The sequence below is a fragment of the Pusillimonas caeni genome (assembly GCF_003545815.1).
In the GTDB taxonomy this organism is placed as follows: Bacteria; Pseudomonadota; Gammaproteobacteria; order Burkholderiales; family Burkholderiaceae_B; genus Pusillimonas; species Pusillimonas caeni.
In genome coordinates, this window is the sequence record NZ_PDUW01000005.1 from 109,414 (window position 1) to 136,131 (window position 26,718).

A 26,718-nucleotide genomic window follows, 5' to 3' on the forward strand; every position below is an offset into this window, starting at 1 on the left:
CGGCCTATTCCAGCAGGCCCGCGGCCGAGCGCAGGCGCAGTTCGGCCTGGGCGGAAACCTGCTCCACCACCTCGGCGGCGGAGGGAATGGAATCGATGAGATCGATCGCCTCGCCCGCCCAGACCATGGCGACGTCGTAGTCGCCGTCGGCCGCCGCCGCCCAGAAGGCCGGCCCCTCGATATCCACGCCGCGGGCCAGTTCTTCTTCGCGGCCTTCCCAGCGCTCGATGAAACGGTTGCGCAGCGCCCGGCCGGTATAGCCCGCCGGCCAGTCGTAGCCGCGCACGATGTCGAACACCCTGGTGCGCTGGGTGGCGTCGCCTTGCCCCTGGACGATGCGCTGCTTGGCCTGATCGTGACCCAGCGCTTCGCGCGTGGCATAGAAACGGGTGCCCAGCAGCACGCCCTGAGCGCCCAGCATGAGAGCCGCCGCCAGGCCCCGGCCATCGGCGATGCCGCCCGCCGCCAGCACAGGCGTCGGCGACACTGCATCGACCACCGCGGGCAGCAAGGCCATCGTGGCCCGTGAGCCGCCATGTCCGCCCCCCTCGGTGCCTTGGGCGACGATCACGTCGGCGCCGGCCGCCTGCGCCAGGCGTGCGCCGGCCACGTCCTGCACCTGGCAGATCAGCCGGCAGTCCGCCGCCTTGATGGTGGCGGCGTACTTGCCCGGATCGCCGAAAGACAGCATCAACACCGAAGGCCGGGCCTCCAGCACCAGCTCCAGAGCCGCTTCGGAAATATTCCAGGTGATGAAGCCCGCGCCCCAGGGACGGGTGGACAGCTCTTTGGCCAGCGCCAGTTCGGTCTTGAGCCAGGCCAGGTCGCCGTAGCCACCGCCCACCAGGCCCAAGCCGCCGGCGTTGGACACCGCCGCGGCCAGGCGCCCGCCCGCCACGCCTCCCATGGGACCCAGCACGATGGGGTGCCGCAGGTCGAAGGATTCGGTAAAAGGCGTGGTGATCATGGCGTACTCCTTCAGGCGTCGGTTTCCGGTTCGAGCGCCGGCCTGGCCGGCATGGTTGCGCCGATATGGCGGGTCTTGCGCCGGCGGGCCAGTTCGACCTGCTTCTGGCGGTCGCGAAAGCGCCTCATCTGGTCTTCGGTATGCGTGCCGTGGCAATGAGGACAGCTGACGCCCTCTTCGTACAAAGGCGAGGCCTTGTCGGCTTCGGACAGCGGCAGGCGGCAGGCCCGGCACAATTCGTAATGGCCCGGACGCAGGCCGTGTCCCACCGAGACCCGCTCGTCGAAGACGAAGCACTCGCCGTCCCAGCGGCTTTGCACGGCGGGCACGGTCTCGAGATACTTGAGAATGCCGCCCTGCAGATGATAGACCTCGTCATAGCCCTGGGACCGCAGGTAGGCGGTGGACTTCTCGCAGCGTATGCCGCCGGTGCAGAACATCGCCACCTTGGGTTTTTTTTGCCGATCGAGCAGCCCGCCGCTTTGCGCCTGCTGCGCCACCCATTCGGGAAATTCGGTGAAGCTGCGCGTGTGTGGATTGACGGCGCCCTCGAACGAGCCGATGGCCACCTCGTAGTCGTTGCGCACGTCGATCAACACGACATCGGGGTCGGCGATGAGTTCGTTCCATTCGTCCGGCGCCACATAGGTGCCCGCCATCGTTTCGGCCTGGACATTGGGCACGCCCATGGTGACGATCTCGCGCTTGAGCTTGACCTTGAGCCGGTAGAAGGGCTGATTCTGCGCCCAGGATTCTTTGTGTTCAAGACTGCTCAGGCGCGGATCGCTGCGCAGATACTGCAGCACGGCCCGCACCCCCGCCTCGGGGCCGGCAATGGTGCCGTTGACGCCCTCCTCGGCCAGCAGCAAAGTGCCCCGCACTTCGTGCGCCCGGCAGAATTCGAACAAGGGTTCGCGCAGAGCGCGATAATCGGCAAGCGGCACGAATTTGTACAGCGCCGCAACGAGAAACTGGGCCATGGCTTAAAACACAGAACTGGGCGGAAACCGCCATTTTACCCCGCCCCCCGGTTGTATCCGCCGTGGCGAAACCGTAAGATAGCCTATCGGAGTCCTGCGCAAGACACTTGAATCAAGACTGCTTCGCCACCATGGCTTCGCCGGGCGAACCGGCATCGGGTCCGCCTATGCACATCATCATCCCCGACGACTACCAGGATTGCGTACGCTACCTGTCCTGTTTCGAGAAACTGCTTGGGCACAGCGTACAGGTGTTTCACGACTCGCCCAAAGACCTGGCCTCGCTCGCCTCTCGCTTCGCCCTGGCCGAGGCGCTGGTGCTCACCCGCGAGCGCACCCAGATATCCGCCACCCTGCTCGAACAGCTGCCCCGGCTGCGCCTCATCAGCCAGACCGGCCGGGCCGGTTCGCACATCGACGTGGAAGCCTGCACGCGGCACGGCGTGGCGGTGGCCGAGACCCACAGCACCGGCACCGCAACCGCCGAATTGACCTGGGCCCTTGTGCTCGCCAGCCGGCGGCATCTGGTGGCCGAGGCCAATCGGCTGCGCGACGGCCTGTGGCAAGGGCATCTGGGCTGCAAGCTGCAAGGCGCCACCCTGGGCATCTGGGGCTATGGGCGCATCGGCAAGCAGGTGGCCGCCTACGGCAAGGTCTTCGGCATGCGGGTGTGGATATGGGGCAGCGAAAACTCCAGAATGCAGGCTGCCGCCGACGGCTTCGAGGCGGCCCCGTCGCGCGAGGCCTTTTTTGCCGAAAGCGACGTGCTCAGCCTGCATCTGCGGCTGCTGCGCGCCACCCACGGCCTGGTCACACGCAGCGACTTGCAGCGCATGAAGCCCTCGGCGCTGTTCGTCAATACCAGCCGCGCCGAGCTGCTGCAGCCCGGCGCGCTCGAACGGGCCGTGCGCCACGGCCGCCCGGGCTTCGCCGCGGTCGACGTCTACGAGAGCGAGCCCGTGCTGGGCGCCCGCCATCCCCTGCTGCACCTGCCCAATGTGCTGTGCACCCCGCATCTCGGCTTCGTCGAGCGCGACAATTACGAGTCCTTCTATGGCCAGGCCTTCGACAATATCCTCTGGTACCTGCAGGGGCGGCAAGATCATCTGTTGAATCCTCAGGCAATCAGCCACCCGCGTCAGAAAGCGGCGCTCGCCGGCTTTACCGTGGGAACCAGCCCGAAGGGCTACCCTAAGTTGATGAACCACCCTCAAGGGTGAAGCCGTTCCTGAATGCATCACGCAAGTACGCGACCAGCAATTGGGCCGCCCGAGGCACATGGGTGGTATAGGGCCTGATGACATAAAGCGCCTCGCCGAACACACCGACCGGACGCCAGTCCGGCAGCACCTGGACAAGGTCGCCCCGGGTCAGCGCCCCTTGCGCGGAGAAATCGGGCAATATCGTCAAGCCAAGGCCCGCCTGCGCAGCCTCCCGCAAGCCTTCGCTGTTGTTGACCGCAAAAGGCCCACCCACCGCGACAACATGGCGCCGCGGCTCCGCCCTGCCTTTGGCAGCCGCCTCGAATGTCCACACAGCATTGCTTTGCCGGCGCGGATAATGCAGGCAAGCATGATCGGCCAAGGCTGACGGATGCTCGGGGGTACCGCAACGGTCCAGATAGGGCTGGCTGGCCACCAGCACAGACCGGACGCCACACAGCGCCCATGCCACATAATTGTCGGGCGGCGTCGAGGTGTGGCGGATCGCTAGATCGAACCCCTCGCCGGACAGCGAGCTGAGGTGATCCGAGAGCACGAGTTCGATACGGATGCGCGGATTCTCTTTCAAGAAGGCGGCAAACAACGGCACCAGTTGTTGACGCGCCAATGCAACCGGTGCGCTCAAGCGCAGCGTTCCCTGCGGGGAAATCGCCAGTTCACGTACCGCCTCGAAGCTGTCAGAGATCTGATCGAACGCGCCTTGTGTGTTTTCGGCAAGCTGCTGGCCCGCTTCAGTAAGACGCACGCTGCGGGTCGTGCGCTGCACGAGTGGCACGCCGGCGGCCTGTTCAAGTTCGGCAATGCGCTGGCTCATAGCCGCCTTGCTGACGTTCAGATAGGCCGCAGCACTGGAAAAGCTTCCCTGCCGGGCCAACACCGATAACCAATGCACATGTGACCACAGCGACGCTATTTTCTTGTCTTTCATAACGGGCATTATTCAATATACTGAACAATGAATCCAGTGTTCCGATCTATCGCATGGAGACACTGGCCGCGTAAACTGAGATCCTCCGCAACCGGAAAATCCCTTCGACAATACAATGCAAGCCTACAACGACACCGCCGACGTCGGCCACTTCATCAACGGCCGGGCCACATCCGGAGCCGCCCGGCGCCGCCAAGACGTCTACAACCCCGCGCTGGGCCGGCCGGCCCGTCAGGTGGTGCTTGCAGAATCCCAGGACATCGACCAGGCCGTGGCCGGAGCCAAAGCGGCTTTCAACGAATGGGCCGACACCTCGCCTCTGCGGCGGGCGCGCATCATGTTCAAGTTCCTGAGCCTGATGAACCAGCATCGCGACGCCCTGGCCGCCATCATTACCGCCGAACACGGCAAAGTATTCAGCGATGCGCAGGGCGAAGTCTCGCGCGCCATCGACGTCATCGAGTTCGCCTGTGGCATTCCGCAGCTGCTCAAGGGCGATTTCACGGATCAGGTCTCGCCCGGCATGGACAACTGGACCTTGCGCCAGCCGCTGGGCGTGGTCGCCGGCATCACGCCCTTCAATTTTCCCTGCATGGTGCCGTGCTGGATGTTTCCCGTCGCCATTGCGGCCGGCAACTGCTTCATTCTCAAGCCCAGTGAACGCGACCCTTCGGCCTCGCTGTACATGGCCCGCCTGTTTCAGGAAGCCGGCCTGCCCGACGGCGTGCTGAACGTCGTGCAAGGCGACAAGGCTGCGGTCGACGCCTTGCTCGCCCACCCCGACGTCAAGGCGGTCAGTTTTGTCGGTTCAACGCCCATCGCCCATTACATCTACGAGCAGGCCGCGCATTTCGGCAAGCGCGTGCAGGCATTGGGCGGCGCAAAAAACCATCTCGTCGTCATGCCCGACGCCGATCTGGACCAGGCCGTCGACGCCCTGGTCGGCGCCGCCTACGGCTCGGCCGGCGAACGCTGCATGGCCATCTCGGTCGCCGTGCTGGTCGGAGACGTCGCCGACCGCATCGTTCCCCGCCTCGCCGAACGGGCAAGGCAGCTCGTGGTGCGCAACGGCATGGATCCGCAAGCCGAGATGGGGCCCATCGTCACCCGGCAAGCGCTTGAACGCATCGAAGGCTATATCCAGTCGGGCGTGGACGAAGGCGCCGAGCTCGTCGTCGATGGGCGCGGCTATGCCGTGCCGGGGCACGAGCAAGGCTTTTTCACGGGCGGCACGCTGTTCGATCGCGTCGAGCCCCACATGCGCATCTACAAAGAAGAAGTGTTCGGCCCGGTCCTGGCCTGCGTGCGGGTCGCCGACTTTGCTTCCGCGCTGGAACTGGTCAACAGCCATGAGTTCGGCAACGGCGTGTCGTGCTATACCCGCGACGGCCACATCGCGCGCGAGTTCGGCCGGCGCGTCCAGTGCGGCATGGTGGGCGTCAATGTGCCCATTCCAGTGCCCATGGCCTGGCATGGCTTCGGCGGCTGGCAGAAATCGCTGTTCGGCGACATGCACGTCTATGGCGAGGAAGGAGTGCGCTTCTACACCAAGCAAAAAAGTATCATGCAGCGCTGGCCCGAAAGCACCGGAAAAGGGGCGGAGTTCGCCATGCCGGCGCCGAAGTAGGCCGTGAAGCAATTCGCGGGCGCCACATCGAGCCCCATCCGGGCGCCCGTTTCGCTGCGCAGGCGCCGACAGGACGCCGCGGCAGACCGGCGCATCGTCCTCAGGCGGCCGGTGCTTCTTTCAATACGGCGGCAAACGCCTGGGCGACGCGGTCCACATTCTGATTGTTGAGCCCCGCGATACAGATGCGGCCCGACTCGATGATGTAGACGCCGTGCGCCTGGATGAGCCTGTCCATGTGCGGCGCCAGGACCGGCGCATAGCTGAACATGCCGCTTTGCGCCAGCAGGAAGTCCCAGTCGTAGTCGGGGTGATGGCGCACCAGCCCTTGGTGCAGGCGGTTGCGCATGGCGTGGATGCGGTCGCGCATTGCCGTGACTTCGGTTTCCCACATGGCGCGCAGCGCAGGGTCCAGCAACACCGTCTCGACCAGGTGGCCGCCATGGGCCGGCGGACTCGAATAATTGCGCCGCACGGCCTGCTGCATCTGGCCCAGCGCGCGGGATGCCTCGTCCGCGTTCGCGCACACCATGCTCAGCGAGCCGCAGCGTTCGCCGTACAGCGAAAAAATCTTGGAAAAAGAATTGGCCACCAGAAAGGCCACATTGGCCGCCGTCAGCGCGCGCACCAGATAAGCGTCGCGCTCGAAGCCTTCGCCCAGGCCCTGATAGGCCAGATCCAGGAAAGGGATGAGCCGACGCTCGATCACGATGTCCACGATCTCGTCCCACTGCTCGGTGCTGAGCTCGGCGCCGGTGGGATTGTGGCAGCAGGGATGCAGCACGACCACGGTCTCTTCCGGCAGGGCGTACAGATAGCCCGCCATCGCGTCGAAATCGAGGCGTTGCGCGGCATGGTCGAAATAAGGATAGACATCGACGGCGAACCCCGCGCCCTCGAAGATGGCGCGGTGGTTGTCCCAGGTGGGACCGCTTATGCGCACGGTCGAATCCGGAAAGAAACGGCGCAGCACATCGGCGCCCACTTTCAGCGCTCCCGATCCGCCGACCGTCTGGATGGTGGCTACCCGGCCCGCCTGCAGGGCTTCGGAATCGGCGCCGAACACCAGGCCCTGCGCCGCGCGGCAATAGGCCGGGCTGCCGCTCATGGGCAGGTAGACGCAGGGCGCCGTCGAAGCGTTCACGACCTTGGCCGCCTCGCTGACCGAAGGCAGGCGCGGGATGCGGCCTTCTTCGTCGTAATAGAGGCCGATGCTCAGGTTCACCTTGTCGGGCCGTTCGTCGTCACGGTAGGCAAGCTGCAAAGAAAGTATCGGGTCGCCCGCATAGGCCGAAAGCGTACTGAACAAGGTTCTTCCTTGGGCCGGGGCCAAGGGCGTCGAAAGACGCGGCATGCCGCCGGCAGAGCATTGATGACAAAGCGTATATTCTACCTCCGCCTGTTATCCTTGGCGCTTTCCGAATTTGCTTGATCGACATGGATTCCATTACGCAAGCCGCACTGGGAGCCGGCATCTGCGGCGCCATGCTGGGCCGCTTCCATGGCCGCAAGGCCATCGTGGCCGGCGCCGTGCTGGCCACCCTGCCCGACCTGGACGTGGTCATACGCTACGCCGACCCGGTCTCGGCCATGATCAACCATCGCGGCTTCTCGCATTCGCTGTTCGTGCTGACCGTATTGTCCATTGCGCTGACCGCTGCGTTGCGGCACTGGAGGCCATCGCCCCACTATGGCGCGGGCCGCCTGTTCTGGGCTATATGGCTGACGCTGATCACCCACCCCCTGCTCGACGCCTTTACCGCCTACGGCACCCAGCTGCTGTGGCCCCTGCGCCCAACGCCCACCGCCTGGTCCACCCTTTTCATCATCGACCCTTTCTTCACCGCGCCCTTGACCCTGGCCGTCATCGCCGCCCTGTTCGCCGGCCCCGGCGAACGCACCCGGCGCGCCATGCGATGGACCCTGGCCTGGTGCTGCGTCTATCTGGCCGCCTCGATCGCCTTCAAGCAGGTCGTCGAGAACCGCGTCCGGAATCGCCTCGAAAGCAACGGCGTCGTGGTGCAGGCCATGTTCTCCACGCCCCAGCCGTTCAACATCCTGCTATGGCGCGTCGTCGCGCGCACTCCCGACGGCCAGTACTATGAATCCACCACCGGGATCCTGGACCGCCGGCCGTCGGAACAGCTGCGCCTTCCTCTGAATACCGAGCTGGCCCGGGCCATGCCCCCTTTCGAGCCGCTCGAAGGCCTGCGCTGGTTCTCGGGCGACTGGCTGCGCTACGACGACATCGACGGCAAGCTCGTGGTCTCGGACCTGCGCATGGGTCTGGGCGCGGGCTACTATTCCTTCCGTTTTCTGTTCGCCCACCGCGCCTCGCCGGGTGCTCCCTGGCAACCCCGGACGCCTGAATTCTGGCCCACCCGGCGCGGCACCTCCGAACTGTCGGCTGTCGTGCGCCGTGTCTGGCAGCAGACCCCGCCCTTGCCTCTGGCGACCTGGGCGGAGCGCATGACGCAAGCTCCGGCTGGCGAGGCGAACACGCAAGATGAGTAGGCAAATGGTCTCTGCGATGTGTATTCTTGAATCCGCCGCTGATCTGGGTTCTAAAACGCCGCCGTGGACGATGCTATTTAGCCCGGGCGGTCGGGCGGACCGAGGCAGCGCCCTCCAACGCCCGGGCTAAATAGCATCGCCCCCGACGGCTCGCATTGGCGGATTGCCACGGATGCCGAACTCTCAAGATTGTGGTCTAACGAATTTGGCGAGGCTTCAATACTCTCCAGCCCGACAATAGAACGCCGGCTTGTGTGGCTTGCCCAGCTATAAGCTGATGTGGGCGGCCTGGCTTGTACCGGGCGTTGGAGGGCGCTGCCTCGGTCCGCCCGACCGCCCGGTACAAGCCAGGCCGCCCACAGCAGCGCTCAAGAACCCAAAATCGGCCGCGCTTAAAGAACCCAAAATCGGCCGCACTTAAAGACGCAACAAAAAACGTCCCGATACGCATGAAGCCACCCTCTTGGGCAAATAAAATTCCTGCACGAATCAGACAGCCATCTGCACAGATCCGATAGCCCCGCCGCCGCCTCCCGACTTACCTTTGAGCCACAAGAACCATCACCACAAAACGCTCAAGCACACATAAAAACGGAGACAGGCATGCACACCCATCCCTTCCTGCAAAAAGACCACTTCCTGCTCGGCACCTTCGCCAGCAATTGCTCCGGCGGCATGACCGTCTCCAAGCTGCCCGGCCGCTGGCCCGCCGACTGGGAAAGCAACCTCAAGCTCGGCAAGCTGCTGGACGACGCCGGCATCGATTTCATGCTGCCCATCGCACGCTGGATAGGCTACGGCGGCGAAACCAATTTCCATGGCTACGTGCTCGAGACCATCACCTGGGCCGCCGCCCTGCTGGCGCACACCCGGCGCATCACCGTCTTCGGCACCATCCATACCATGGCCAACCACCCCGTCATCGTCGCAAAACAGCTGGCCACCATCGCCCAGATGAGCAACGACCGCGTCGGCCTGAACGTCGTCGCCGGCTGGAACAAGCCCGAGTACGAAGCCCTGGGCCTGACCCTGCCCGACGACCACGAGACTCGCTACGGCTATGCCCAGGAATGGTTCGACATCATCCAGAAGCTGTGGACCCACGACGGCCCCTTCGACTGGGACGGCAAGTACTTCCATCTCAAGAACACCTACGGCTATCCCCAGCCCGACGCCCTGCCTCCCATCTTCAACGCCGCCGGCTCGGGCCTGGGCCGCGAATTCGCCTCGCGCAACGCCAACTTCCTGTTCACGCCCGCCATCGACCTGAACCGCTCCAAGCAGGAAGTCGCCGAACTCAAGCAGCAGGCGGCCGACCTAGGCCGCAAGGTGGGCGTGCTGACATTTGCCCATGTCATCTGCCGGCCCACCCAGGCAGAAGCAGAGGAAGGCTGGCAGCTGCTGCAGGACAATGCCGACTGGGCCGCCGTCGACAACCTCGTCCGCCTGCAGTTCGCCCACGCCCAATCCTTCCCGCACGACCTGCTGGCCCTGATCCGCGAGCGCTTCGCCGCCGGCCATGGCGGCTTTCCCCTGGTCGGCACGCCCGAGCAGGTCGCCGACGGCATCATCCAGCTGCACGAAGCGGGCTTCAGGGGCACCACCCTGTCGTTCTTCCATTACGCCGACGAATTTCCCTATTTCCGCGACACGGTGCTGCCCATACTCGAAAAACGCGGCATCCGGAAGAAGCAGCCATGAATCAAGACCAGAACCAGGATCTGAACCAGGCGTTCAGGCAGGCCATGCGCCAGATGGCCGGCGGCGTCTGCGTCATCACCGCCAATGACGGCGAGCAGCGCACCGGGCTGACCGCGACCTCGGTCGTGTCGGTGTCCATGGACCCGCCCGAACTGCTCATCTCGGTCAACAGGACGTCCTCTACCTGGCCCGTATTGGAGAAGGCAGGGCGATTCGGCATCAATGTGCTGAGCCGCGCGCAGCAGCATGTCGCCGAGAACTTCTCGGGCAAGGGCGGCCTGCGCGGCGCCCAGCGCTATGCCGACGATGGCTGGACCCAGACGGCCGAAGGCGTATGGCTGTCGCGCAAGGCGCTGGCCGTCTTCGCCTGCGACGTCGAGAAAGTCGTGGAGCACCGGCAGCATGCGCTCATCGTGGGCAAGGTCACCTTCATCGGCGTACTGCCCGGCGATTCTCCGCTGACTTATTGGCAAGGCCAATATGGCTCCTTCGCCCCGCCGGCGGCGCCCTGACCCCAGGAAAACCCCGGGGCGCGGCGGAATGGTTTAGGACTAAACTGTTCTTTTCCATCCTCAGGCACCCCGGGCCGCCGCACCGACCCGGCCCGCGCCGCCAAGCGGAGCCGCCCGGCGCCAAAGGCAATGCACATGCAGACGGCACTCTCCCCTCATTTGCGCAGCCATTTGTTCAGCCGCTTCCCGCGGTTCACCTCGCGCGACGCCGACGAGGTGCGCCACGAGGTCAGCCAGATTTTCTGCGAACACGACCTGCGCGTCGTGGGCAGGTCGCAATCGCTCAATACCGAGCTGCATTTCCGGCGCGGCAAGAAAGTCAGCTACGGCCGCATGCTGTACGGCGCCACGGTGGACATCGAACCGGGCAGGCTCGACGACTTCTATCTGATCCAGCTGCCCATTTCAGGCCAGGAAAACATCCACTGCGGTGCGCAAAGCGTGCTCTCCGACGCCGGCATGGCCACCATCATCAGCCCCGCGCTCGAATTCCGCATGCGCCACGAACGCAATGCCGAGAAACTGTTCATCCGCGTCGAGCGCTCGGCCTTCGAGCAGCAATGCGCGCAGTATTACGGCCGCCCCACGGGCGGGCCGCTGAATTTCTCGCCCGCCATCCCGCTGCACAGCCCCGCCACCCGCTCATTGAAGCGGCTGCTCGAATGGCAGCTTACCGAGGCCTCGGAAGGCTCGCTGTTCGACCAGCCCCTTATCGCCGCCCAATTCGAAGAAGCGCTGATGGTGTCCCTGCTGGGCACGCTGCCGCACAATCAGGACGCCGCGCGCGAGCCGCTCGGCGCCATCGCGCCCGGCTTCGTCAAGCGTGCCGAGGCCTATATCGAACACAACGCCCATCTGCCGCTTACGGCGGGCGACATCGCCGACCACGTCGGCGTCAGCATGCGCAGCCTTTTTGCGGGCTACCGCAAGTACCGCAACACCTCGCCCATGCAGCAGTTGAAAGAGATCCGGCTCAACGCGGTCCGCGCCGAGCTGTCCGCCCCGCAGCCGGACACCACCGTGACCCAAACCGCGCTGCGCTGGGGCTTCGGCCACCTGGGCCAGTTCTCGGCCGCCTATCAGCAGCGTTTCCACGAGCTGCCTTCCGCCACGTTGAAACGCCACAAGGGCTGAACACGAGATGCCGAAGCGGCGGCGCATGAGGGGCCGTGATACCGCGCACCGAAGGTAACGACAAGCAAGAATCCTTTTGACACCATTTATTTCAATACTTCTGCTTTTACATGGCGAGCCGGTGCAGACCTGCCGTTTGTTACGACACTTTCCTCATGCAGCAGCCTGGAATCATGAGAACGGCTCATATAAATGAAGGCGCTTAGCCTCGGCGCAATGCTGCGCCGAGGCTAAGCTCGATGCGCGAGATACACTTGCACACAAAACAGTTCAACGACGCGCTCGCGCCTCCTCATGCTTGAAAGCAGCTATAACGCCATCCTGGTCGTTTTCTCTTTTCTGGTCGCCATACTGGCTTCGTACACTGCGTTGAGCATGGCCAGCCAGATCAGCAAGACACGCGGCAGAACCGCGGCGTGGTGGCTGGGCGGCGGCGCCTTCGCCATGGGGTTGGGCATCTGGTCCATGCACTTCATAGGCATGCTGGCCTTCAGCGTGCCGATAGAACTGGGCTACGACCCGTGGCTTACCCTGCTTTCGCTGCTGGTCGCCATTGCGTCGTCCGCCTTCGCCTTGTGGGTGGCCTGCCGGCGCCGCCTGACGGCGCGTCGCCTTTGCGTGGGCGCCCTCGTCATGGGCCTCGGCGTGGCCGGCATGCATTATCTGGGCATGGAGGCCATGATGATGCTGCCGCGCATCGTCTACGATGCCGGCTGGTTTGCGCTGTCGCTGTTCATCGCCGTCACGGCGTCTGGGGCGGCCCTGTGGATCACCGCCTATCTGAGCCGCCATGGGTCGCATCGCACCACCCTGAAGATCGCCGCGGCCATCGTCATGGGCTGCGCCATCGTCGGCATGCACTACAGCGGCATGGCGGCCGCTCGCTTCCCGCTGGGCAGCCTATGTCTGGCGGCCAATGCCGGCGTGGATACCAACTGGCTGTCCGTGCTGGTCACCATGGTCACGATCGCGGTGCTGGCCATCGCGCTGGTCATCACCGTACTCGACAGCCGCCACGCATCGCGCACAGGCGCGCTGAATCTATCACTGCACAAGGCCAACAAAGCCTTGGAACACATGGCCCTGCATGATGTGCTGACGCATCTTCCCAATCGCGCGTTGCTGGAAGACCGCATCGAGCAGGCCAGGCAGACGGCGCTGCGCAACAACAGCCGCTTCACCATATTGTTCATGGATCTGGACGGCTTCAAGACGGTGAACGATGCCTATGGCCACGCCGTCGGCGATGAATTGCTCATCGAAACCGCAAAGCGCATCAGGTCCGGCATCCGCGGAGAAGACACCGTGGCCCGTTTCGGCGGCGACGAATTCGTGGTGCTGAGTCAGATCGACGGGGCCGAGGACATCGCCACGCTCGCCGCTGAGATCGTCGACCTGGTGGCCCGGCCTTACAACATACGTGGATTCGAACTGCGCCTTTCCGCCAGCATCGGCATCGCCATTTATCCCGAAGACGGCCTGGATGCGGACGCCCTGCTCATCAACGCCGACGCCGCCATGTATTATCGCAAGGACATGGGACGCAACGGCTATTCCTTCTTCGATCCCTCGATGAACGCCAACGCGGAAGGACACCTGCAGTTGGTGCAGGACCTGCGCAAAGCGGTAGAACAAGGAGAGCTGCTGCTTCACTACCAGCCCCGGTTCGACGACCCGAACGGCCCACCGCAAGGCGCGGAGGCGCTGGTGCGCTGGCTGCATCCGCGGCGCGGCCTCATCATGCCCGACGACTTCATCCCCACGGCCGAAAAAACCGGCCTCATCATCGACATCGACAACTGGGTGCTGAACGAAGCGTGCCGCCAACTGAAGGAATGGCGCGATCAAGGCCATGACTGGACCGTATCGGTCAACCTGTCGCCGCTGCAGTTCGCCCACGCCGACCTGATCCAGACGGTCGGAAGCGCGCTCAGGCGCCACGGGCTTCCGCCGGGCTGCCTGGTGCTCGAAATCACCGAGTCGACCGCCATGCGCAACGTGGACGCCAGCATGACCATCCTCCGGCAGCTGGACGAGCTCGGCGTGAAGATCTCGATCGACGATTTCGGCACGGGCTATTCGAGCCTGCTCTACCTCAAGCGCCTGCCGGCCAGCGAATTGAAGATCGACCGGGGATTCATCAGCGAGCTGGTGCGCGACACGGAGGATGCGGCCATCGTCTCGGCCATCATTGCGCTGGGCAAGGCGCTGCAGCTGAAGATCGTCGCCGAAGGCGTGGAGACGCCGGCTCAGCAGAGTTCCTGAGCGAACTCGGCTGCGATTCGCTGCAAGGCTATCTATTGGGGCATCCGGTGTCCGGTGCGGAATTTCCCGGCCTGCACGCCTGAGGGCGCAGGGCCGCCTTCAGGCCCAAAGTAGAATAGGCAAATTTTTTCGCTCGGCCGGACGGGCGCGCAGCAAGCGACCGAGCGCATGACACCCGCGAACCTCCGACGGCATGGCGCGGTGTGAAACTTCGGGGTAGTTTCGACGTGGACGCAAAGACGGTCTTCACCATCATTTCATTGACGATACTCGCCAACGGCACGGTCCTGGCCATCGCCTACCGCAGCCTGCCCGACCTGTTGCGACCGGCCGCAAGGTTCTGGCAATGGGGCACGCTGCTGATCGCGCTCGGCTGCGCCCTTTTCGCCTTCGGAGAACCACTGCCCCGCTTCGTGATGCTGACTCTGGCCAACGGCTGCATGGCTTTCGGGCTGGCCTTCTACAGCCTGGCGCTGCACGAGGTGAACGGCATCCGGCCCGATCCTTCGCTATACGCGCCGGCCCTGGGCGTCACGATCGGCATTTTCTGGTTTTCGGCGGTATTTCCCGATTTCAAGATCCGGGTGGTCATTGCGGCGCTCGCATGGCTGGCCCTCGCGCTGACGGCCCTGCAGACCCTCTTCAAGCGTCCCCCTGAGCAATTCTCCTCGAGCCGCAAGCTGCTGATCGCGCTGTTTTCATTGCTCTTCATCTGCACCGCCGTGCGGCTCGGCATCTACACGTCGATGGATCTTCCCGCCGACTTCCACATCGAGACAGGCGCCAGCGGCTGGAACCTCGTGTCCGCCATCGTCCTTACCATGCTGCCGATCGTGGGCACCACGGCATTCCTCATGCTGTGTTCGGACATGCTCAGGGTCAGGCTCGAACATGCCGCCGCTACGGATTTCCTCACCAATCTGCCCAATCGCCGCGCCGTCACCGAACGCGGGGCGCACATGTTCAACGAAGCCGCCGACTCGCTGGGAGGATTCGCGGTGGCGGTGCTGGACATAGACGACTTCAAGTCCATCAACGACGGATTCGGCCACGAAGCGGGCGACCAGGCCCTGGTCCACATCGCCAATCGCCTGCGTCAGCAGATTCGCTCGGCCGACATGGTGGCCCGCTCGGGGGGCGAGGAGTTCATCGCCCTGTTCAAGGATATGGACGCCGTCCACGCAAGGGCCGTGGTCGAGCGCATGCGCCGCAGCATCGAAGGCGGACATTTTCGGCATGCGGACGAGGCCATCCCCATAACGGTATCCGCCGGTCTCTCGGCGCGGCGGCACGATGACAAAAGCTTTGAAGACATTTTGCGGCGCGCGGACAAGGCCTTGTTTCTGGCCAAGTCGCGAGGCCGCAATTGCATAGAAGTCGCGTAGCGGGCGAAGAACTAACCCGCCCTGCCGGCCGCATCGCAGCAGCCCAGACGGTCGAAAGAAATGCGGCACAAAAACCGCTGCATCCAGCCCGCGCCGCTCGGGCGTTCGATTCCGGCCAGGGCGATCAGTCCGAGCAGCAGCATGGCGCCTATCGCCAGCACCGCCGCGGTCGCCAACAAGACTGAAATTAATAATTCATTCATGATTCAGCCTCCTAAGGGTTAACCCTTATTCTATAGAGTTGAACCTTTTACTTCAAGCTCATGGCGTCCGGCGCAAAAACAAAAAGGCCGGCTAAGCCGGCCCATTGTCGAAATTTCTGGCGGACAAGGGGGGATTCGAACCCCCGATACGCTATTCACGTATACACGCTTTCCAGGCGTGCGCCTTCAACCACTCGGCCACCTGTCCTATTTCCATGCGCTCTGCAAATAAAGCAGCAAAGCGAAGTCCGCCATTTTAGCAGAATCGGGGGGCTTTGGCGCGGGCCGGCTAGCGTCCGTACTCCTCCAGGCGATAGCGGCGCGGCTTCAGGGCGCGGCAGACTTCGCGCACCACGCCCGACTGCGGCAGCGAGAGTCCGCTTTCGACGGCCATTTCCGAGACGATGGCCATGTCGTCCTCGGCCCAGGCCATGGTCTGCTTGCCCCAGGCGGCCAGCGAACCGTTGGTGGCGCTGCTGCTGAGCAAGGCCTGGCGCAGCGCAACGATGTTCACGTCGTAGGTCTGGGCAAGCGCCAGGGCCTCGTGGTTGGCGACCAGGCAGGCCCACAGTATCTGGTTGTTGGCGGCGCGCGATGCCTGAGCCGTGCCGATGCCGCCGGTGTGCACCACGTCCGATGAATAAGCTCGCATGACCGGCTCGAGCCTGTCGACCACTTTTTCTTCGCCGCCGACGAAAGACAGCAGCGTGCCTTCGTCCGCCGCCCAGGCGCCCCGGCACACGGTCGAATCCATGATGATGAGATCGCGCTCGTCGCCCAGCCGGGCGAATTCGATCATGGACTTGGGATGGGTGGTGCTCATCACGGCAATGATGGCGCCCGGCCGCGCCAGTTCGATCAGCCCGCCGGGCGCGCACAGCAGCTCGCGCACCTCGACCTCGTAGCCGACGCAGATCAGCACCACCTCGGCTCGGGAAGCCAGTTCGGCCAGTTCGACGCACTGGCCGCCGCGTTCTTTGATGTCCGCCAGGCGCCCCGAGTCGCGCTCGCTGACGAGCACCTCGAAACCGGCGCGATTCAGGTGTCCGACGATGGGCATGCCCATGCGTCCGGCGCCTATGACTCCTACTGTCTTGATCATGATGAACCTTCAGCTCTTGAATTCAAATCGCTTCTGCGTGATGGTGTCGAGCAGGGCCGGCTTGCCCGCCTTGACCTGCTCGATGGCCCGGCGCAAGGCGGGCCCGACGTCCCCTGCGTGTTCGATGGGGCCTTCGGCATACCAGCCCATGGAGCGTGCCAGGGCGGCGAAATCGGGCGCCGGGTCGTCCATGTCCATGCCTATGTGGGCCCGGTCCAGCGCAGTGCCGCGATGCTTGGCCATGCGCACCTGATGCTCCCAATCGTTGTAGTAGGCGCGGTTGTTGTACATCACCACCAGCATGGGAATCCTGTGCTTGGCCGCCACCCATAGCGCGCCCGCATCGAACATCAGGTCGCCGTCGGGCTGGATGTCCACCACCAGGCGGCCATGGTCGCGATGGGCCAGGGCGACGCCCAGCGATATGCCGAACTGCGTGGCCGTGCCCAGCGACTTTCCGGGGTGCCGGTAGGGCTTGTCGAAATCCCAGAGCTTGCGCGTCCAGTCTTCGAGCGTATTGGCGGTCAGCACCCAGTCTTCGTGCCGGATGACTTCCCAGATCTCGCTGGCCAGGCGCGGCGCGGTCATGGGGCTCGCGTCCCAGTCGCGTCGCGCCTGCTCCTGCCACTTGGCGCGCGCGGCGCGGTGCCTGCCCGCCGTCTCCTCGCCGCGGCGGGCAATGCGGCCGGCCAGATCGGTGTCCCGCCCGATGCGCTCGTGCAGCAGCCCTGTCAGGGCGGGAATGGCCACGGCCGTGTCCGCCAGGATGCGAAGGTCGGCATGCAGCAGGCGCTGGTAGTCCATGGCCCAGCTCGACAACTCGACATCGCTGAAGCCGATGTCTATCCACTTGGCCGAGACCGGCACCAGTTCGCCCAGCTGGCGGGTGGTGCTGACGAGCTCCGTGGTGGGCTTCTCCCAGTCGCGCACGTCCAGGCACAGCATGAGGTCGGCATCACGGAACACGTCCTTCACCATGCTCATGTTCAAGGGATGGCGATTGGGAAAATTCAGGCGCGCGTTGATGTCGAAAACCGGCGCGCCCAGCGTCTCGGCCAGTTCCACCAAGGCATCGAAGGAAGGGTGATGGCGGCCGGCATATTCCACCAGGATGACGGGACGCTGGGCCTGGGCCAGCATGTCGGCGGCCTTGCTCAAGGCCGCGGGGTCGGGCGCCATGGGCGTCGGCACGGCCATGGCCTCGGCGGGCGGCAACGGCACATCATGCTCCAGCGGCTTCTCCTGCAGCCAGGCGTCATAGCACATGTAGATGGGGCCTTGCGGCTCCGTCATCATCACCCCGTAGGCGCGGGCGAACGATTCGGGCACGCCGTCCACCGTGTGGGGCTGGTAGTCCCATTTGGTGTAATCGCGCACCGCCTGGCCCTGCACATGGGCGGTGTGGATCCAGTCGATGTGAGGGCGCCGCTTGGATTCGTCCATCGGCCCGGTGGCGCCGACGATGAAGATCGGAGCCCGGTCGACGTAGGCGTAGTACACCGCCATATTGGCATGCAGCAGGCCGACCAGGTTGTGAAGAATCGCCACCATCGGCTTGCCGCTGGCTTTTGCATAGCCGTGCGCGATCTGCACCGCGGTTTCCTCATGCTGGCACAGCATCATGCGGGGATAGTTGTCGCCGTAGTTGACGATGGAGTCGTGCAGGCCGCGATAGCTGGCGCCCGGGTTCAGCGCGGCATAGGGCATCTTGTACTGGTGCAGCAGGTCGACAATGACATCGGAGCCCCAGCGCTGGGCCGACGGCACGACGGCGGGGGGAGGCGCGTCGTTGCCGATATCGTCGGCCGGCGGCAGGACTTCCGTGGGTCTGGCGAGGGTGTTCATGGGTCTCCTTGCTCTCATTTTCGAGCCGCAGCCTGCGCCCGGCCTTCACGATGCGGCGTCTTCCGCACAGCGCCGCGTCGAAGCGGCCATCATAAGATCGCGGGGCCCGCCAAGTCAACTATATGAGTTGTATAACATGGATGAAACGACCAACGTGTGAACAGAGCGCTTGGCTATAATCGGCGGACCCAGGTTCTTCGTCCGCCGGACGCTCTCGCCATGCAAAGCCCCATGCCCACTCTCGATCCCGCCTCCTCTTCCGGATTGCCCCTTTACAAAGAGGTCAAGCGCCAGATCGTGCAGGCGCTGTCCGTCGGCGAATGGAAGCCGGGCGATATGATCCCATCGGAAAAACAGCTGTGCGCGCGCTTCGGCGTGTCGATCGGCACCCTGCGCAAGGCGATCGATGAACTCGTGTCCGAGAACATTCTGGTCCGGCATCAGGGCCGGGGCACTTTCGTGGCGGTTCATAACCGCGGCCCGCGTCTGTTCCGCTTTTTCAACCTGATCGACAGCGACGGGCAGCGCACCTATCCGCAATTGGAGATAGTGGGTTTCTCCAAGGGCCGGGCGGATAGAACGGTCGCCGCCAAGCTGGGCATCGCCGTCGGGACGCGCACCTATCGGATCGCCACCGTGCGTTCAATCGACGGCAAGCCGCTGCTGATCGAGGACATCACGCTTTCACAAGCGCTGTTCCCCGACCTGACGGCCGAGAAAGTGCATCGGCGGCCCAGCACCCTGTACAACCTTTACCAGGTCGCGTACGGCATCAATGTGGTGCGCATCGAAGAGGGCGTCCAGGCCTGCATTGCCGAGGGCGAACATGCCCGCCGGCTGGGCGTCGAGCCCGGCCTGCCCCTGCTGCAGGTGCGCCGGGTGGCCTATTCGTACAACGATCAGCCGGTGGAGTATCGGGTCTCGCACATCGACAGCCGCCACCACGAGTATTTCCGGGCGGTGTCTTGAGGCGTCCGGAGCCTTTTAGCTTTTAGTATTGACGGCGTCAGCCTTTGGCAGCCAGCGACACCATGCGCTCGACATAGCGGGCAATGGTGTCCACCTCGAGGTTGACGGCCGCGCCGGCATGCAGGTGCTTGAGTGTCGTGACCTGGACGGTGTGGGGAATGAGGTTGATGCGGATGCGGCAGCCTTGCGCGTGGTCTTCGACCTGATTGACCGTAAGGCTTACGCCGTTGACGGTGATCGATCCCTTGTAGGCCAGGTATTTGGCCAGATGCACAGGCGCGTCTATGCGCAGGTCCCAGGACTCGCCCACCGGCTCGAACGCCGCCACGGTGCCCACGCCGTCGACGTGGCCGGAGACCAGATGCCCATCCAGCGAATCGCCCAGGCGCAGGGCGTGCTCCAGGTTTACTTCGCCCGGCGCATCCAGGCCGACGGTGAGGTTGAGGCTTTCGCGCGAGACATCGACGCTGAAGGAATCGCCCTCGAGCTCGACGACGGTCATGCACGCGCCTTGTATGGCGATGGAATCGCCCAGCCGGGTCGACTGCAGGGGAAAGCCGGGCGCGTGGACGGCGAGCCGCAGGCCGGCTTCCCGGTCGCCTTCGCCCAGGGGCTGGACCTTGGTGATGGTGCCGACCGCGGCCACTATGCCTGTGAACATGAATTGCTTCCTTGTAGTGTGTAAAGATCAGGATACGGCGTCGAGCAAGCCGCGCCATGCCTGCGGCTTTCTGGCCAGGAGGCGCACGTCGGCGCCCAGGCCGGCCAGGTCATGGAACTCGAAGCGCAAAGCCTGTTCGAGTTCTTGCAGCACCGGCAGTTCCGCCATGGGCCGCCCCGCGCCCAGCAGCATGGGGGCCAGATATACCAGCAACTGGTCCACGCAGCCGGCTTGAAGCAAGGCGCCGCTCAGGACGGAGCCCGCTTCGACGTGCACTTCGTTGACGTCATGCTCGCCCAGCCAGCGCATCACCGAAGGCAGATGCACCCTATCGTTGTCCAGCGGCATGCGCACCACCTGCACATTGCGGTCGGCCAGCCGCTGCGCCTTGACGGGATCGTCGCTGGCCGTAAACACCCATGCGGGCGAACCGTCGAACAGGCGGGCGTTCTCGGGCACCTGCAGGCCGGTGTCGATGACGGCCTTGACCGGCTGGCGCGGCGTGTGCACCTCGCGCACATTGAGTAGCGGGTCGTCGGCCAGCACGGTGCCGGCGCCGGTCAGCACCACGCAACTGCGCGCGCGCCAATGGTGGCCGTCGGCGCGGGCCTGCGGCCCGGTGATCCACTGCGACACGCCGTTGCCCAAGGCGGTGCGCCCGTCCAGCGATGCGGCGGTCTTGAGCCATACCCACGGAGTGCCGCGCGTCATGCGCGCCACGAAGCCGGGGTTGACCTCCAGCGCCTCGCCGGCGCAAAGCGGACCGCTTACGGCGATGCCGGCCGCCTCGAGCTTGGCCAGCCCCCGGCCGGAAACGAGCGGATTGGGATCGGTCATGGCCACCACCACCCGCTCGGGGCGGGCCTCGATCAAGGCATCGACGCAAGGCGGCGTGCGGCCATGGTGGCTGCAGGGCTCCAGCGTGACGTAGAAGGTGGCGCCCTGCGTCGATATGCCGTGCTCTTTTGCCTGGCGCAGGGCCATCACCTCGGCGTGCGGGCCGCCCGCCTTCTGAGTGACGCCCGAAGCAAGCAAGCGGCCGTCGCGCACGATCAGGCAGGCGACGCGGGGATTGGGCGTGGTGATGTAAAGAGACTGCCGGCTGAGGGCGATGGCGCGCCGCATCCATTCTTCGTCTGCATCGCAGCGGCCTGCGGGGGTGGGCAGGGGCTCGTTCATGCTGCCGACCCGCCGCTATGAGCCATTGCCCTTGGGCTTGGGCGGCACCTTGATTTCATCGATGGCCCTCACGAATTCGCTGATGTCTTCGAAGCTTTTATACACCGACGCGAAGCGCACATAGGCGACGTGGTCGAGATGCTTGAGCTCGTCCATCACCAGTTCGCCCAGGCTGCCCGAGCTGATTTCGCGCCGGCCGCTGGTGAGCAGTTTTTCTTCGATGCGGGCAACGGCGGCGTCGACCTCTTCGGTGTCCACAGGCCGTTTGCGCAAGGCGAGATTGAGGCTGCCGCGCAGCTTGGCCGGGTCGTATTCGACGCGCGTACCGTTGCGCTTGACCACCGCAGGCATCACCAGCTCGACCCGCTCGTAAGTGGTGAAGCGGCGGTCGCAGGCGGCGCAGCGCCTGCGCCGCCGAATGGTGTCGCCCTCTTCGGAAACCCGCGAGTCGATGACCTGCGTATCGAAACTGCTACAGAAAGGACATTTCATGGCAGCCTGTGCCCGGGTACCCCGGGCGGTGAGGGGTGGCTAGCTGTAGACCGGCAGGCGCGCGGTCAGCTCGTTGACCCGGGCGCGCACGTCGGCGATGGCGGCTTCGTTATCGGGGTTGTCCAGCACGTCGGCGATGAGATGGGCGGTGAGTTCGGCCTCGCCTTCTTTGAAGCCCCGCGTGGTCATGGCCGGCGTACCCAGGCGGATGCCGCTGGTGACGAAGGGCTTTTCGGGGTCGTTGGGAATGGCGTTTTTATTGACCGTGATGTGCGCCTTGCCCAACGCTTCTTCGGCAGCCTTGCCGGTGATGCCCTTGGCGCGCAGATCGACCAGCATGACATGGCTTTCGGTGCGGCCCGACACGATGCGCAGGCCGCGCTCGACCAGCGTGCGGGCCAGGACGTCGGCGTTCTTGACCACCTGGGCCGCGTATTCTTTGAATTCGGGCTGCAGGGCTTCCTGGAAGGCAACGGCCTTGCCGGCGATGACGTGCATCAGCGGGCCGCCCTGGATGCCGGGGAAGATGGCCGAATTGACGATCTTTTCGTGCTCGGCCTTCATCATGATGACGCCGCCGCGCGGACCGCGCAGCGACTTGTGCGTGGTGCTGGTGACGAAATCGGCGTAAGGCACGGGATTGGGATAGGCCCCTCCGGCCACCAGGCCGGCATAGTGGGCGATGTCGACCATGAACAGCGCGCCGTTGTCGTGCGCGATACGGGCCATGCGTTCAAAATCGATGCGCAGCGCGTAGGCCGAGGCGCCGCCCACGAGCAGCTTGGGCTTGTGCTGCTTGGTGAGCTCTTCGAGCTGGCCATAGTCGATTTCTTCTTTGTCGTTCAGGCCATAGGACTTGAAGTCGTACAGCTTGCCGGAAGCATTGACCGACGAGCCGTGCGTGAGGTGGCCGCCTTCGGCCAGGCTCATGCCCAGCACGGTATCGCCGGGCTTGAGCACCGCCATGTAGACGCCCTGATTGGCCTGCGAGCCCGAATTGGGCTGCACGTTGGCCGCTTCGGCGCCGAACAGCTTTTTCAGGCGGTCGATGGCCAATTGCTCGACGATGTCGACGTATTCGCAGCCGCCGTAGTAGCGCTTGCCGGGATAGCCCTCTGCATACTTGTTGGTCAGTTGCGTGCCCTGGGCCTGCATGACGGCAGGGCTGGTGTAGTTCTCAGAGGCGATCAACTCGATGTGTTGCTCTTGACGGACGTCTTCTTTCTGGATTGCGGCCCACAGTTCGGGGTCGACTTGGTCAAGAGTGCGTGAACGGTCAAACATGAGGCTTCCTAGATTGTATGGCTTGGTATGGCGCAGATACTGCTCGGCGGGAACGCCATTTTAGCGCGAATGCGCGACGTTCCCCGGCGAAAAGCGTCATAGGCTGCCTGAAAGCGGTTCTTTTCGGGTTTGGCGGCTGCCTGCGCCAAATAGACTCAAGCCAGCATGAGCGACGCTCATGCTGGCTTGTCGTGCCTGACGCTTTTTTATTTAGTCGGCGCTGGGCAGCAGACGCGGATTGAGCGTATACAGCCCGGTCATGCTGCACTGGGCAAGAATGTGGCCCTGCATGGCCTTGAGCACATCGGCGCCGGTAAACGCTCCTTCGACCGGAAGCTCGGCGATGTCCAGCGCATAAAGCGTGAATATGTAGCGATGGACGATGGAGTCGTTCCAGGGCGGGCACGGGCCGTCGTAGCCGAAATAGTCGCCCTGCATGTCGCGGTCGCCTGCGAACCAGCCCGTGAAATCGTTCAGGCCCTGGCGGGTGTCGTTGGGGGCCACCGGGCCGCCCTTGCCGCGCGGAGTGATGCCGTTCGAATAGGCGCCTTCGGCGATCTCGGCCACGCCGGGCGCGATGTCGATGAGCACCCAATGGAAGAAATCGACCCGCGGCAGGTCGGCGGGTATCTCGCGGTCTTCCTGGTTGACGTCGTCGGGCTTGCTGGGAACGTCGGGATCGTGGCAGATGACGGCGAACGACTGCGTGCCCTTGGGCGCCTCGGACCAGGCCAGATGCGGATTGGCATTGCCCGCCAGCGCAACGTGAGCCGGCCCGTCCGCCTTGCCGAAAGCATTGCGCTCGGACATGAACAACTGATCGACGAATGATGTGCTGGTGAGCTTCATGAGAGTACTCCTTGACTAACCGTTGAGTGTCACGCGGGCGAACTTGCGCTTGCCCACTTGTATCACATAGGTGCCGGCCGGCAATTGCAAAGACTTGTCCTCGATGCGCGTGCCGTCCACCCGCACGCCCCCCTGCTCGACGTTGCGCTGGGCTTCGGCGCCCGAGGCGGCCAGGCCGGCCTCGCGCAGCACCTTCAGGATGCCCAGCGGCGCCGCGCCGATCTGCACCTCGGGCATGTCGTCGGGGACGGCCCCGTCGCGGAACCGCGCCTCGAACTGGGCCAGCGCGTCGTGCGCGGCCTTGATGGAATGGAAGCGGGCGACGATTTCCTGGGCCAGCAGCACTTTCATGTCGCGCGGATTGGCCCCTTCGGCCACCCGTGTCTCGAGCTGGGCGATCTCGTCCATGGAGCGGAAGGACAGCAGCTCGAAGTAGCGCCACATCAGCGTATCGGAGATGGACATCAGCTTGCCGAACATCGAATCGGGGCTTTCGGTGATGCCGATGTAATTGCCCTTGGACTTGGACATCTTGTCGACGCCGTCGGTGCCCTCGAGCAGGGGCATGGTCAGGACGCACTGGGGCTCCTGGCCGTATTCTTTCTGCAGTTCGCGGCCCACCAGCAGGTTGAACTTCTGGTCGGTTCCGCCCAGCTCGAGATCGGAGCGCAAGGCGACCGAATCATAGCCCTGCATGAGCGGGTACAGGAACTCGTGCACCGAGATCGGTATGCCGCCCTTGAAGCGGCGGGTGAAGTCCTCGCGCTCCATCATGCGCGCCACCGTGTAGCGCGAAGCCAGCTGGATCATGCCCCGCGCGCCCAGCGGGTCGCACCACTCGGAGTTGTAGCGGATTTCGGTTCGGGACGGATCGAGCACCAGGCTCGCCTGAGCGTAATAGGTCTTGGCGTTTTCCTGGATCTGCTCGGCGGTAAGCGGCGGGCGCGTGGCGTTGCGGCCGCTGGGGTCGCCGATCATGGAGGTGAAGTCGCCGATCAGGAACACCACATTGTGGCCGAGGTCTTGCAGCTGCCGCATCTTGTTGAGCACCACCGTATGGCCGAGGTGGATGTCGGGCGCGGTGGGATCGAGCCCCAGCTTGATGCGCAGGGGCTGGCCGGTCTGATGGCTGCGCGCCAGTTTCTGGGCGAACTCCGATTCGACCAGCAGTTCGTCGCACCCGCGCTTGACGATACGTAAATCAGCTTCGACTTCGGGCGTGATGGGCAGGGGCGAGGACGACATAGAAAAATTAAGATGAAATAAAAATCGAAAAACACTCGATAAAATGAAGCGAATGCGCTAGCATAACGCGTTAATGCGATCGCCCCTTCGCAGCTTCGGCGCAACAAAGGGGCATTTTCTTAGTGCTTGGCGCAACACCATCTTATCAGAGTGTTTGGGTCTGGCTAACCCGATCGGGCCGCCCATCGCTCTGGCGTGCGTGCACTTTTCGGACGAATCCATTTATCGAATACGACTGACCAGGCTCCAGCTTTATGTCCAGAAAAGGGATCCCCGCTACTCCCTCCATGGCTGACAAGAATCTTGTCCGCCCCACCAACCGTCATCACTATGTAACCGGGGGCCTGGCCACCATCGCACTCGGGCTCTTCGTGGCAGCAGCGGCACTGGCCGTGGTCAAGCCCTCCAGCCAGATCGACCTGCCCGCCGTCACCGAAACCAGTCGCAGCCTCGCCCTGCCCTCGCCCTTCCCCGAAGCCTCCGCCAAGTTTTCCTCCCCCTTCATCGACGAAACCCGCATCAAGCCGGGCGACACGGTGTCCGCGCTGCTTCAGCGGCTCGACGTCGATGAATCCGGCCTGCTGGCTTTCCTGACGCACGACAAGTCCGCGCGCTCCATCTATAAGCTGTATCCGGGCCGCACCGTCCAGGCGGCGCTCGACGAGGCGGGCCAGCTCGTCTGGCTGCGCTACTACCATACGCCCGCCTCCAGCCAGGACGGCAAGCCACTCTCGCAGTGGCTCGAAGTGCGCCCCGACGGAAGCGGCGGCTTCGAAGCGGCCGAGCAGTCCGAGCAGGCCCATACCCACGTACGCGTGGCCGAAGGCGAGATCGAGTCGTCTCTGTTCGGCGCCACCGACAAGGCCGACATTCCCGATTCCATCACGCTGCAAATGGCCGAGATCCTGAGCAGCAAGATCGACTTCATGCGCGACCTGCGCAAAGGCGACCGCTTCCGCGTCGTGTACGAGACCCACAATGCCCAGGGAAGCGATGTCGGATCAGGGCGCATCCTGGCCCTGCAATTCATCAACCGCGACAAAAACTACGACGCGGTATGGTTCAAGCCCAGCGACGCCAGCGGCGGCTACTACGACTTCGACGGGCGCAGCATGCGCGGCGCCTTCCTGCGCTCGGCGCTGAAGTTCACCCGGGTCAGCTCCACCTTCGGCGGCCGCAAGCACCCCATCCACGGTACTTACCGCAACCACAAGGGCGTCGATTACGCCGCCCCGGCCGGCACGCCCATACATGCCACCGCCGACGGCACGGTGTCCTTCATCGGCGCCCAGCGCGGCTACGGCAACGTCATCATCCTGCAGCACCACGGCAAGTATTCCACCCTTTATGCCCACCAGCGCGGCTTCGCCAAAGGCCTCAAGAAAGGCAGCAAGGTCGAACAGGGCCAGTTGATCGGCTACGTCGGCTCCACCGGCTGGGCCACGGGGCCGCATCTGCATTACGAGTTCCGCATCGGCAACCAGCACGTCGACCCGCTGTCGGTCGACCTGCCCATCGCGCGCACCCTCGAAGGCCCCGACCGCAAGGCGTTCGAAACCATGCTGGCCGGCTACAAGCAGCAGATCGACATGCTGGCCGCCCTGCAAGAAGACCAGATCCAATTGGCCGGCCTGGCGTCCGGCGGCTAAGGCC

General features: G+C 64.3%; 22 protein-coding genes, 1 tRNA gene and 1 pseudogene. 10 read left to right on the forward strand and 14 right to left on the reverse strand.

Going from position 1 to position 26,718, the window contains the following annotated elements; translation table 11 throughout:
* Positions 1-4: 4 nt before the first annotated feature.
* Both CSC67_RS12435 and trhO read right to left on the reverse strand, forming a co-directional pair.
* Positions 5-967: an NAD(P)H-dependent flavin oxidoreductase gene (locus CSC67_RS12435; protein ID WP_118994852.1), complete on the reverse strand. Its 963-nt coding sequence runs from the start codon at positions 965-967 to the stop codon at positions 5-7.
* Positions 968-978: 11 nt separating this feature from the next.
* On the reverse strand, positions 979-1,947 hold the full coding sequence (gene trhO, locus CSC67_RS12440; RefSeq protein ID WP_118994853.1) for an oxygen-dependent tRNA uridine(34) hydroxylase TrhO: 969 nt from the start codon (positions 1,945-1,947) through the stop codon (positions 979-981).
* 167 nt (positions 1,948-2,114) lie between these two features.
* On the opposite strand from trhO, the gene CSC67_RS12445 reads away from it, so the two are divergent.
* Entirely contained in the window at positions 2,115-3,167 is a 1,053-nt protein-coding gene (locus tag CSC67_RS12445; RefSeq protein ID WP_118995052.1) for a D-2-hydroxyacid dehydrogenase family protein, read from the forward strand.
* Here the strand turns inward: CSC67_RS12445 and CSC67_RS12450 are convergent.
* Positions 3,139-4,098, reverse strand: a complete 960-nt coding sequence (locus CSC67_RS12450; RefSeq protein WP_118994854.1) for a LysR family transcriptional regulator — start codon at positions 4,096-4,098, stop codon at positions 3,139-3,141. The genes CSC67_RS12445 and CSC67_RS12450 overlap by 29 nt on opposite strands.
* Before the next feature lie 115 nt (positions 4,099-4,213).
* Between CSC67_RS12450 and CSC67_RS12455 the strand changes: the two genes are divergently transcribed.
* Complete coding sequence (locus CSC67_RS12455; protein WP_118994855.1) at positions 4,214-5,725, forward strand: CoA-acylating methylmalonate-semialdehyde dehydrogenase; 1,512 nt, start codon at positions 4,214-4,216, stop codon at positions 5,723-5,725.
* 100 nt (positions 5,726-5,825) lie between these two features.
* Here the strand turns inward: CSC67_RS12455 and CSC67_RS12460 are convergent, their stop codons facing one another.
* Positions 5,826-7,034 carry an amino acid aminotransferase gene (locus tag CSC67_RS12460; RefSeq protein ID WP_118994856.1) on the reverse strand — a complete coding sequence of 403 codons (1,209 nt, stop codon included), beginning with the start codon at positions 7,032-7,034 and terminating at the stop codon, positions 5,826-5,828.
* Positions 7,035-7,162: 128 nt separating this feature from the next.
* Between CSC67_RS12460 and CSC67_RS12465 the strand changes: the two genes are divergently transcribed.
* The 6 genes and pseudogenes from CSC67_RS12465 to CSC67_RS12490 all read left to right on the forward strand — a co-directional run bounded on the left by CSC67_RS12465 (position 7,163) and on the right by CSC67_RS12490 (position 15,236).
* On the forward strand, positions 7,163-8,239 hold the full coding sequence (locus CSC67_RS12465) for a metal-dependent hydrolase (protein WP_118994857.1): 1,077 nt from the start codon (positions 7,163-7,165) through the stop codon (positions 8,237-8,239).
* Between the two features lie 603 nt (positions 8,240-8,842).
* Entirely contained in the window at positions 8,843-9,940 is a 1,098-nt protein-coding gene (locus tag CSC67_RS12470) for an LLM class flavin-dependent oxidoreductase (RefSeq protein ID WP_118994858.1), read from the forward strand.
* Positions 9,937-10,452 carry a flavin reductase family protein gene (locus tag CSC67_RS12475; RefSeq protein ID WP_118994859.1) on the forward strand — a complete coding sequence of 172 codons (516 nt, stop codon included), beginning with the start codon at positions 9,937-9,939 and terminating at the stop codon, positions 10,450-10,452. The genes CSC67_RS12470 and CSC67_RS12475 overlap by 4 nt, the downstream gene beginning before the upstream one ends.
* A 135-nt stretch (positions 10,453-10,587) precedes the next feature.
* Complete coding sequence (locus CSC67_RS12480; RefSeq protein ID WP_167752883.1) at positions 10,588-11,586, forward strand: AraC family transcriptional regulator; 999 nt, start codon at positions 10,588-10,590, stop codon at positions 11,584-11,586.
* Positions 11,587-11,880: 294 nt separating this feature from the next.
* Positions 11,881-13,934 (forward strand): annotated as a pseudogene (locus tag CSC67_RS12485) (putative bifunctional diguanylate cyclase/phosphodiesterase).
* A 120-nt stretch (positions 13,935-14,054) separates the two neighbouring features.
* The gene (locus CSC67_RS12490; RefSeq protein WP_135227465.1) at positions 14,055-15,236 is read left to right on the forward strand and encodes a GGDEF domain-containing protein; all 1,182 of its coding nucleotides are present in this window, start codon (positions 14,055-14,057) and stop codon (positions 15,234-15,236) included.
* Positions 15,237-15,247: 11 nt separating this feature from the next.
* On the opposite strand, the gene CSC67_RS21250 is transcribed toward CSC67_RS12490, so the two are convergent.
* The 4 genes from CSC67_RS21250 to CSC67_RS12505 form a co-directional block, all read right to left on the reverse strand.
* Entirely contained in the window at positions 15,248-15,439 is a 192-nt protein-coding gene (locus CSC67_RS21250) for a hypothetical protein (RefSeq protein WP_135227466.1), read from the reverse strand.
* Positions 15,440-15,556: 117 nt separating this feature from the next.
* Positions 15,557-15,647 (reverse strand) — tRNA-Ser (locus tag CSC67_RS12495).
* An 81-nt stretch (positions 15,648-15,728) separates the two neighbouring features.
* Entirely contained in the window at positions 15,729-16,541 is an 813-nt protein-coding gene (locus tag CSC67_RS12500; RefSeq protein WP_118994862.1) for an NAD(P)-dependent oxidoreductase, read from the reverse strand.
* Between the two features lie 9 nt (positions 16,542-16,550).
* Positions 16,551-18,386 carry a thiamine pyrophosphate-binding protein gene (locus CSC67_RS12505; RefSeq protein ID WP_118994863.1) on the reverse strand — a complete coding sequence of 612 codons (1,836 nt, stop codon included), beginning with the start codon at positions 18,384-18,386 and terminating at the stop codon, positions 16,551-16,553.
* Between the two features lie 231 nt (positions 18,387-18,617).
* Here CSC67_RS12505 and CSC67_RS12510 point away from each other — a divergent pair, with 231 nt between their 5' ends.
* Positions 18,618-19,355: a GntR family transcriptional regulator gene (locus CSC67_RS12510; RefSeq protein WP_118994864.1), complete on the forward strand. Its 738-nt coding sequence runs from the start codon at positions 18,618-18,620 to the stop codon at positions 19,353-19,355.
* A 37-nt stretch (positions 19,356-19,392) separates the two neighbouring features.
* Here the strand turns inward: CSC67_RS12510 and CSC67_RS12515 are convergent, their stop codons facing one another.
* The 6 genes from CSC67_RS12515 to tyrS form a co-directional block, all read right to left on the reverse strand.
* Entirely contained in the window at positions 19,393-20,016 is a 624-nt protein-coding gene (locus CSC67_RS12515) for a riboflavin synthase (RefSeq protein WP_118994865.1), read from the reverse strand.
* 27 nt (positions 20,017-20,043) lie between these two features.
* Entirely contained in the window at positions 20,044-21,195 is a 1,152-nt protein-coding gene (gene ribD, locus CSC67_RS12520; RefSeq protein WP_167752884.1) for a bifunctional diaminohydroxyphosphoribosylaminopyrimidine deaminase/5-amino-6-(5-phosphoribosylamino)uracil reductase RibD, read from the reverse strand.
* Between the two features lie 15 nt (positions 21,196-21,210).
* Entirely contained in the window at positions 21,211-21,687 is a 477-nt protein-coding gene (gene nrdR, locus CSC67_RS12525; protein WP_118994866.1) for a transcriptional regulator NrdR, read from the reverse strand.
* A gap of 39 nt (positions 21,688-21,726) precedes the next feature.
* Positions 21,727-22,971, reverse strand: coding sequence for a serine hydroxymethyltransferase (glyA, locus tag CSC67_RS12530; protein ID WP_118994867.1), 1,245 nt, complete (start codon positions 22,969-22,971; stop codon positions 21,727-21,729).
* Between the two features lie 210 nt (positions 22,972-23,181).
* A complete protein-coding gene (locus CSC67_RS12535; protein WP_118994868.1) occupies positions 23,182-23,820 on the reverse strand; it encodes a YbhB/YbcL family Raf kinase inhibitor-like protein in 639 nt (212 codons plus the stop codon).
* Between the two features lie 15 nt (positions 23,821-23,835).
* Complete coding sequence (tyrS, locus tag CSC67_RS12540) at positions 23,836-25,065, reverse strand: tyrosine--tRNA ligase (protein WP_118994869.1); 1,230 nt, start codon at positions 25,063-25,065, stop codon at positions 23,836-23,838.
* Between the two features lie 287 nt (positions 25,066-25,352).
* Here tyrS and CSC67_RS12545 point away from each other — a divergent pair, with 287 nt between their 5' ends.
* The gene (locus CSC67_RS12545; protein ID WP_245220221.1) at positions 25,353-26,714 is read left to right on the forward strand and encodes a M23 family metallopeptidase; all 1,362 of its coding nucleotides are present in this window, start codon (positions 25,353-25,355) and stop codon (positions 26,712-26,714) included.
* Positions 26,715-26,718 lie beyond the last annotated feature (4 nt).

Excerpts from the sequence above, each read along its gene's own strand:
- CSC67_RS12535 (WP_118994868.1), bottom strand. The coding sequence starts at position 23,820 with ATGAAGCTCACCAGCACATCATTCGTCGATCAGTTGTTCATGTCCGAG.
- CSC67_RS12510 (WP_118994864.1), top strand. The coding sequence starts at position 18,618 with ATGCCCACTCTCGATCCCGCCTCCTCTTCCGGATTGCCCCTTTACAAA.
- glyA (WP_118994867.1), bottom strand. The coding sequence starts at position 22,971 with ATGTTTGACCGTTCACGCACTCTTGACCAAGTCGACCCCGAACTGTGG.
- CSC67_RS12470 (WP_118994858.1), top strand. The coding sequence starts at position 8,843 with ATGCACACCCATCCCTTCCTGCAAAAAGACCACTTCCTGCTCGGCACC.
- CSC67_RS12455 (WP_118994855.1), top strand. The coding sequence starts at position 4,214 with ATGCAAGCCTACAACGACACCGCCGACGTCGGCCACTTCATCAACGGC.
- CSC67_RS12500 (WP_118994862.1), bottom strand. The coding sequence starts at position 16,541 with ATGATCAAGACAGTAGGAGTCATAGGCGCCGGACGCATGGGCATGCCC.
- ribD (WP_167752884.1), bottom strand. The coding sequence starts at position 21,195 with ATGAACGAGCCCCTGCCCACCCCCGCAGGCCGCTGCGATGCAGACGAA.
- trhO (WP_118994853.1), bottom strand. The coding sequence starts at position 1,947 with ATGGCCCAGTTTCTCGTTGCGGCGCTGTACAAATTCGTGCCGCTTGCC.
- CSC67_RS12515 (WP_118994865.1), bottom strand. The coding sequence starts at position 20,016 with ATGTTCACAGGCATAGTGGCCGCGGTCGGCACCATCACCAAGGTCCAG.
- CSC67_RS21250 (WP_135227466.1), bottom strand. The coding sequence starts at position 15,439 with ATGAATGAATTATTAATTTCAGTCTTGTTGGCGACCGCGGCGGTGCTG.
- CSC67_RS12475 (WP_118994859.1), top strand. The coding sequence starts at position 9,937 with ATGAATCAAGACCAGAACCAGGATCTGAACCAGGCGTTCAGGCAGGCC.
- tyrS (WP_118994869.1), bottom strand. The coding sequence starts at position 25,065 with ATGTCGTCCTCGCCCCTGCCCATCACGCCCGAAGTCGAAGCTGATTTA.
- CSC67_RS12545 (WP_245220221.1), top strand. The coding sequence starts at position 25,353 with ATGGCTGACAAGAATCTTGTCCGCCCCACCAACCGTCATCACTATGTA.
- CSC67_RS12450 (WP_118994854.1), bottom strand. The coding sequence starts at position 4,098 with ATGAAAGACAAGAAAATAGCGTCGCTGTGGTCACATGTGCATTGGTTA.
- CSC67_RS12465 (WP_118994857.1), top strand. The coding sequence starts at position 7,163 with ATGGATTCCATTACGCAAGCCGCACTGGGAGCCGGCATCTGCGGCGCC.
- nrdR (WP_118994866.1), bottom strand. The coding sequence starts at position 21,687 with ATGAAATGTCCTTTCTGTAGCAGTTTCGATACGCAGGTCATCGACTCG.
- CSC67_RS12435 (WP_118994852.1), bottom strand. The coding sequence starts at position 967 with ATGATCACCACGCCTTTTACCGAATCCTTCGACCTGCGGCACCCCATC.
- CSC67_RS12480 (WP_167752883.1), top strand. The coding sequence starts at position 10,588 with ATGCAGACGGCACTCTCCCCTCATTTGCGCAGCCATTTGTTCAGCCGC.
- CSC67_RS12505 (WP_118994863.1), bottom strand. The coding sequence starts at position 18,386 with ATGAACACCCTCGCCAGACCCACGGAAGTCCTGCCGCCGGCCGACGAT.
- CSC67_RS12445 (WP_118995052.1), top strand. The coding sequence starts at position 2,115 with ATGCACATCATCATCCCCGACGACTACCAGGATTGCGTACGCTACCTG.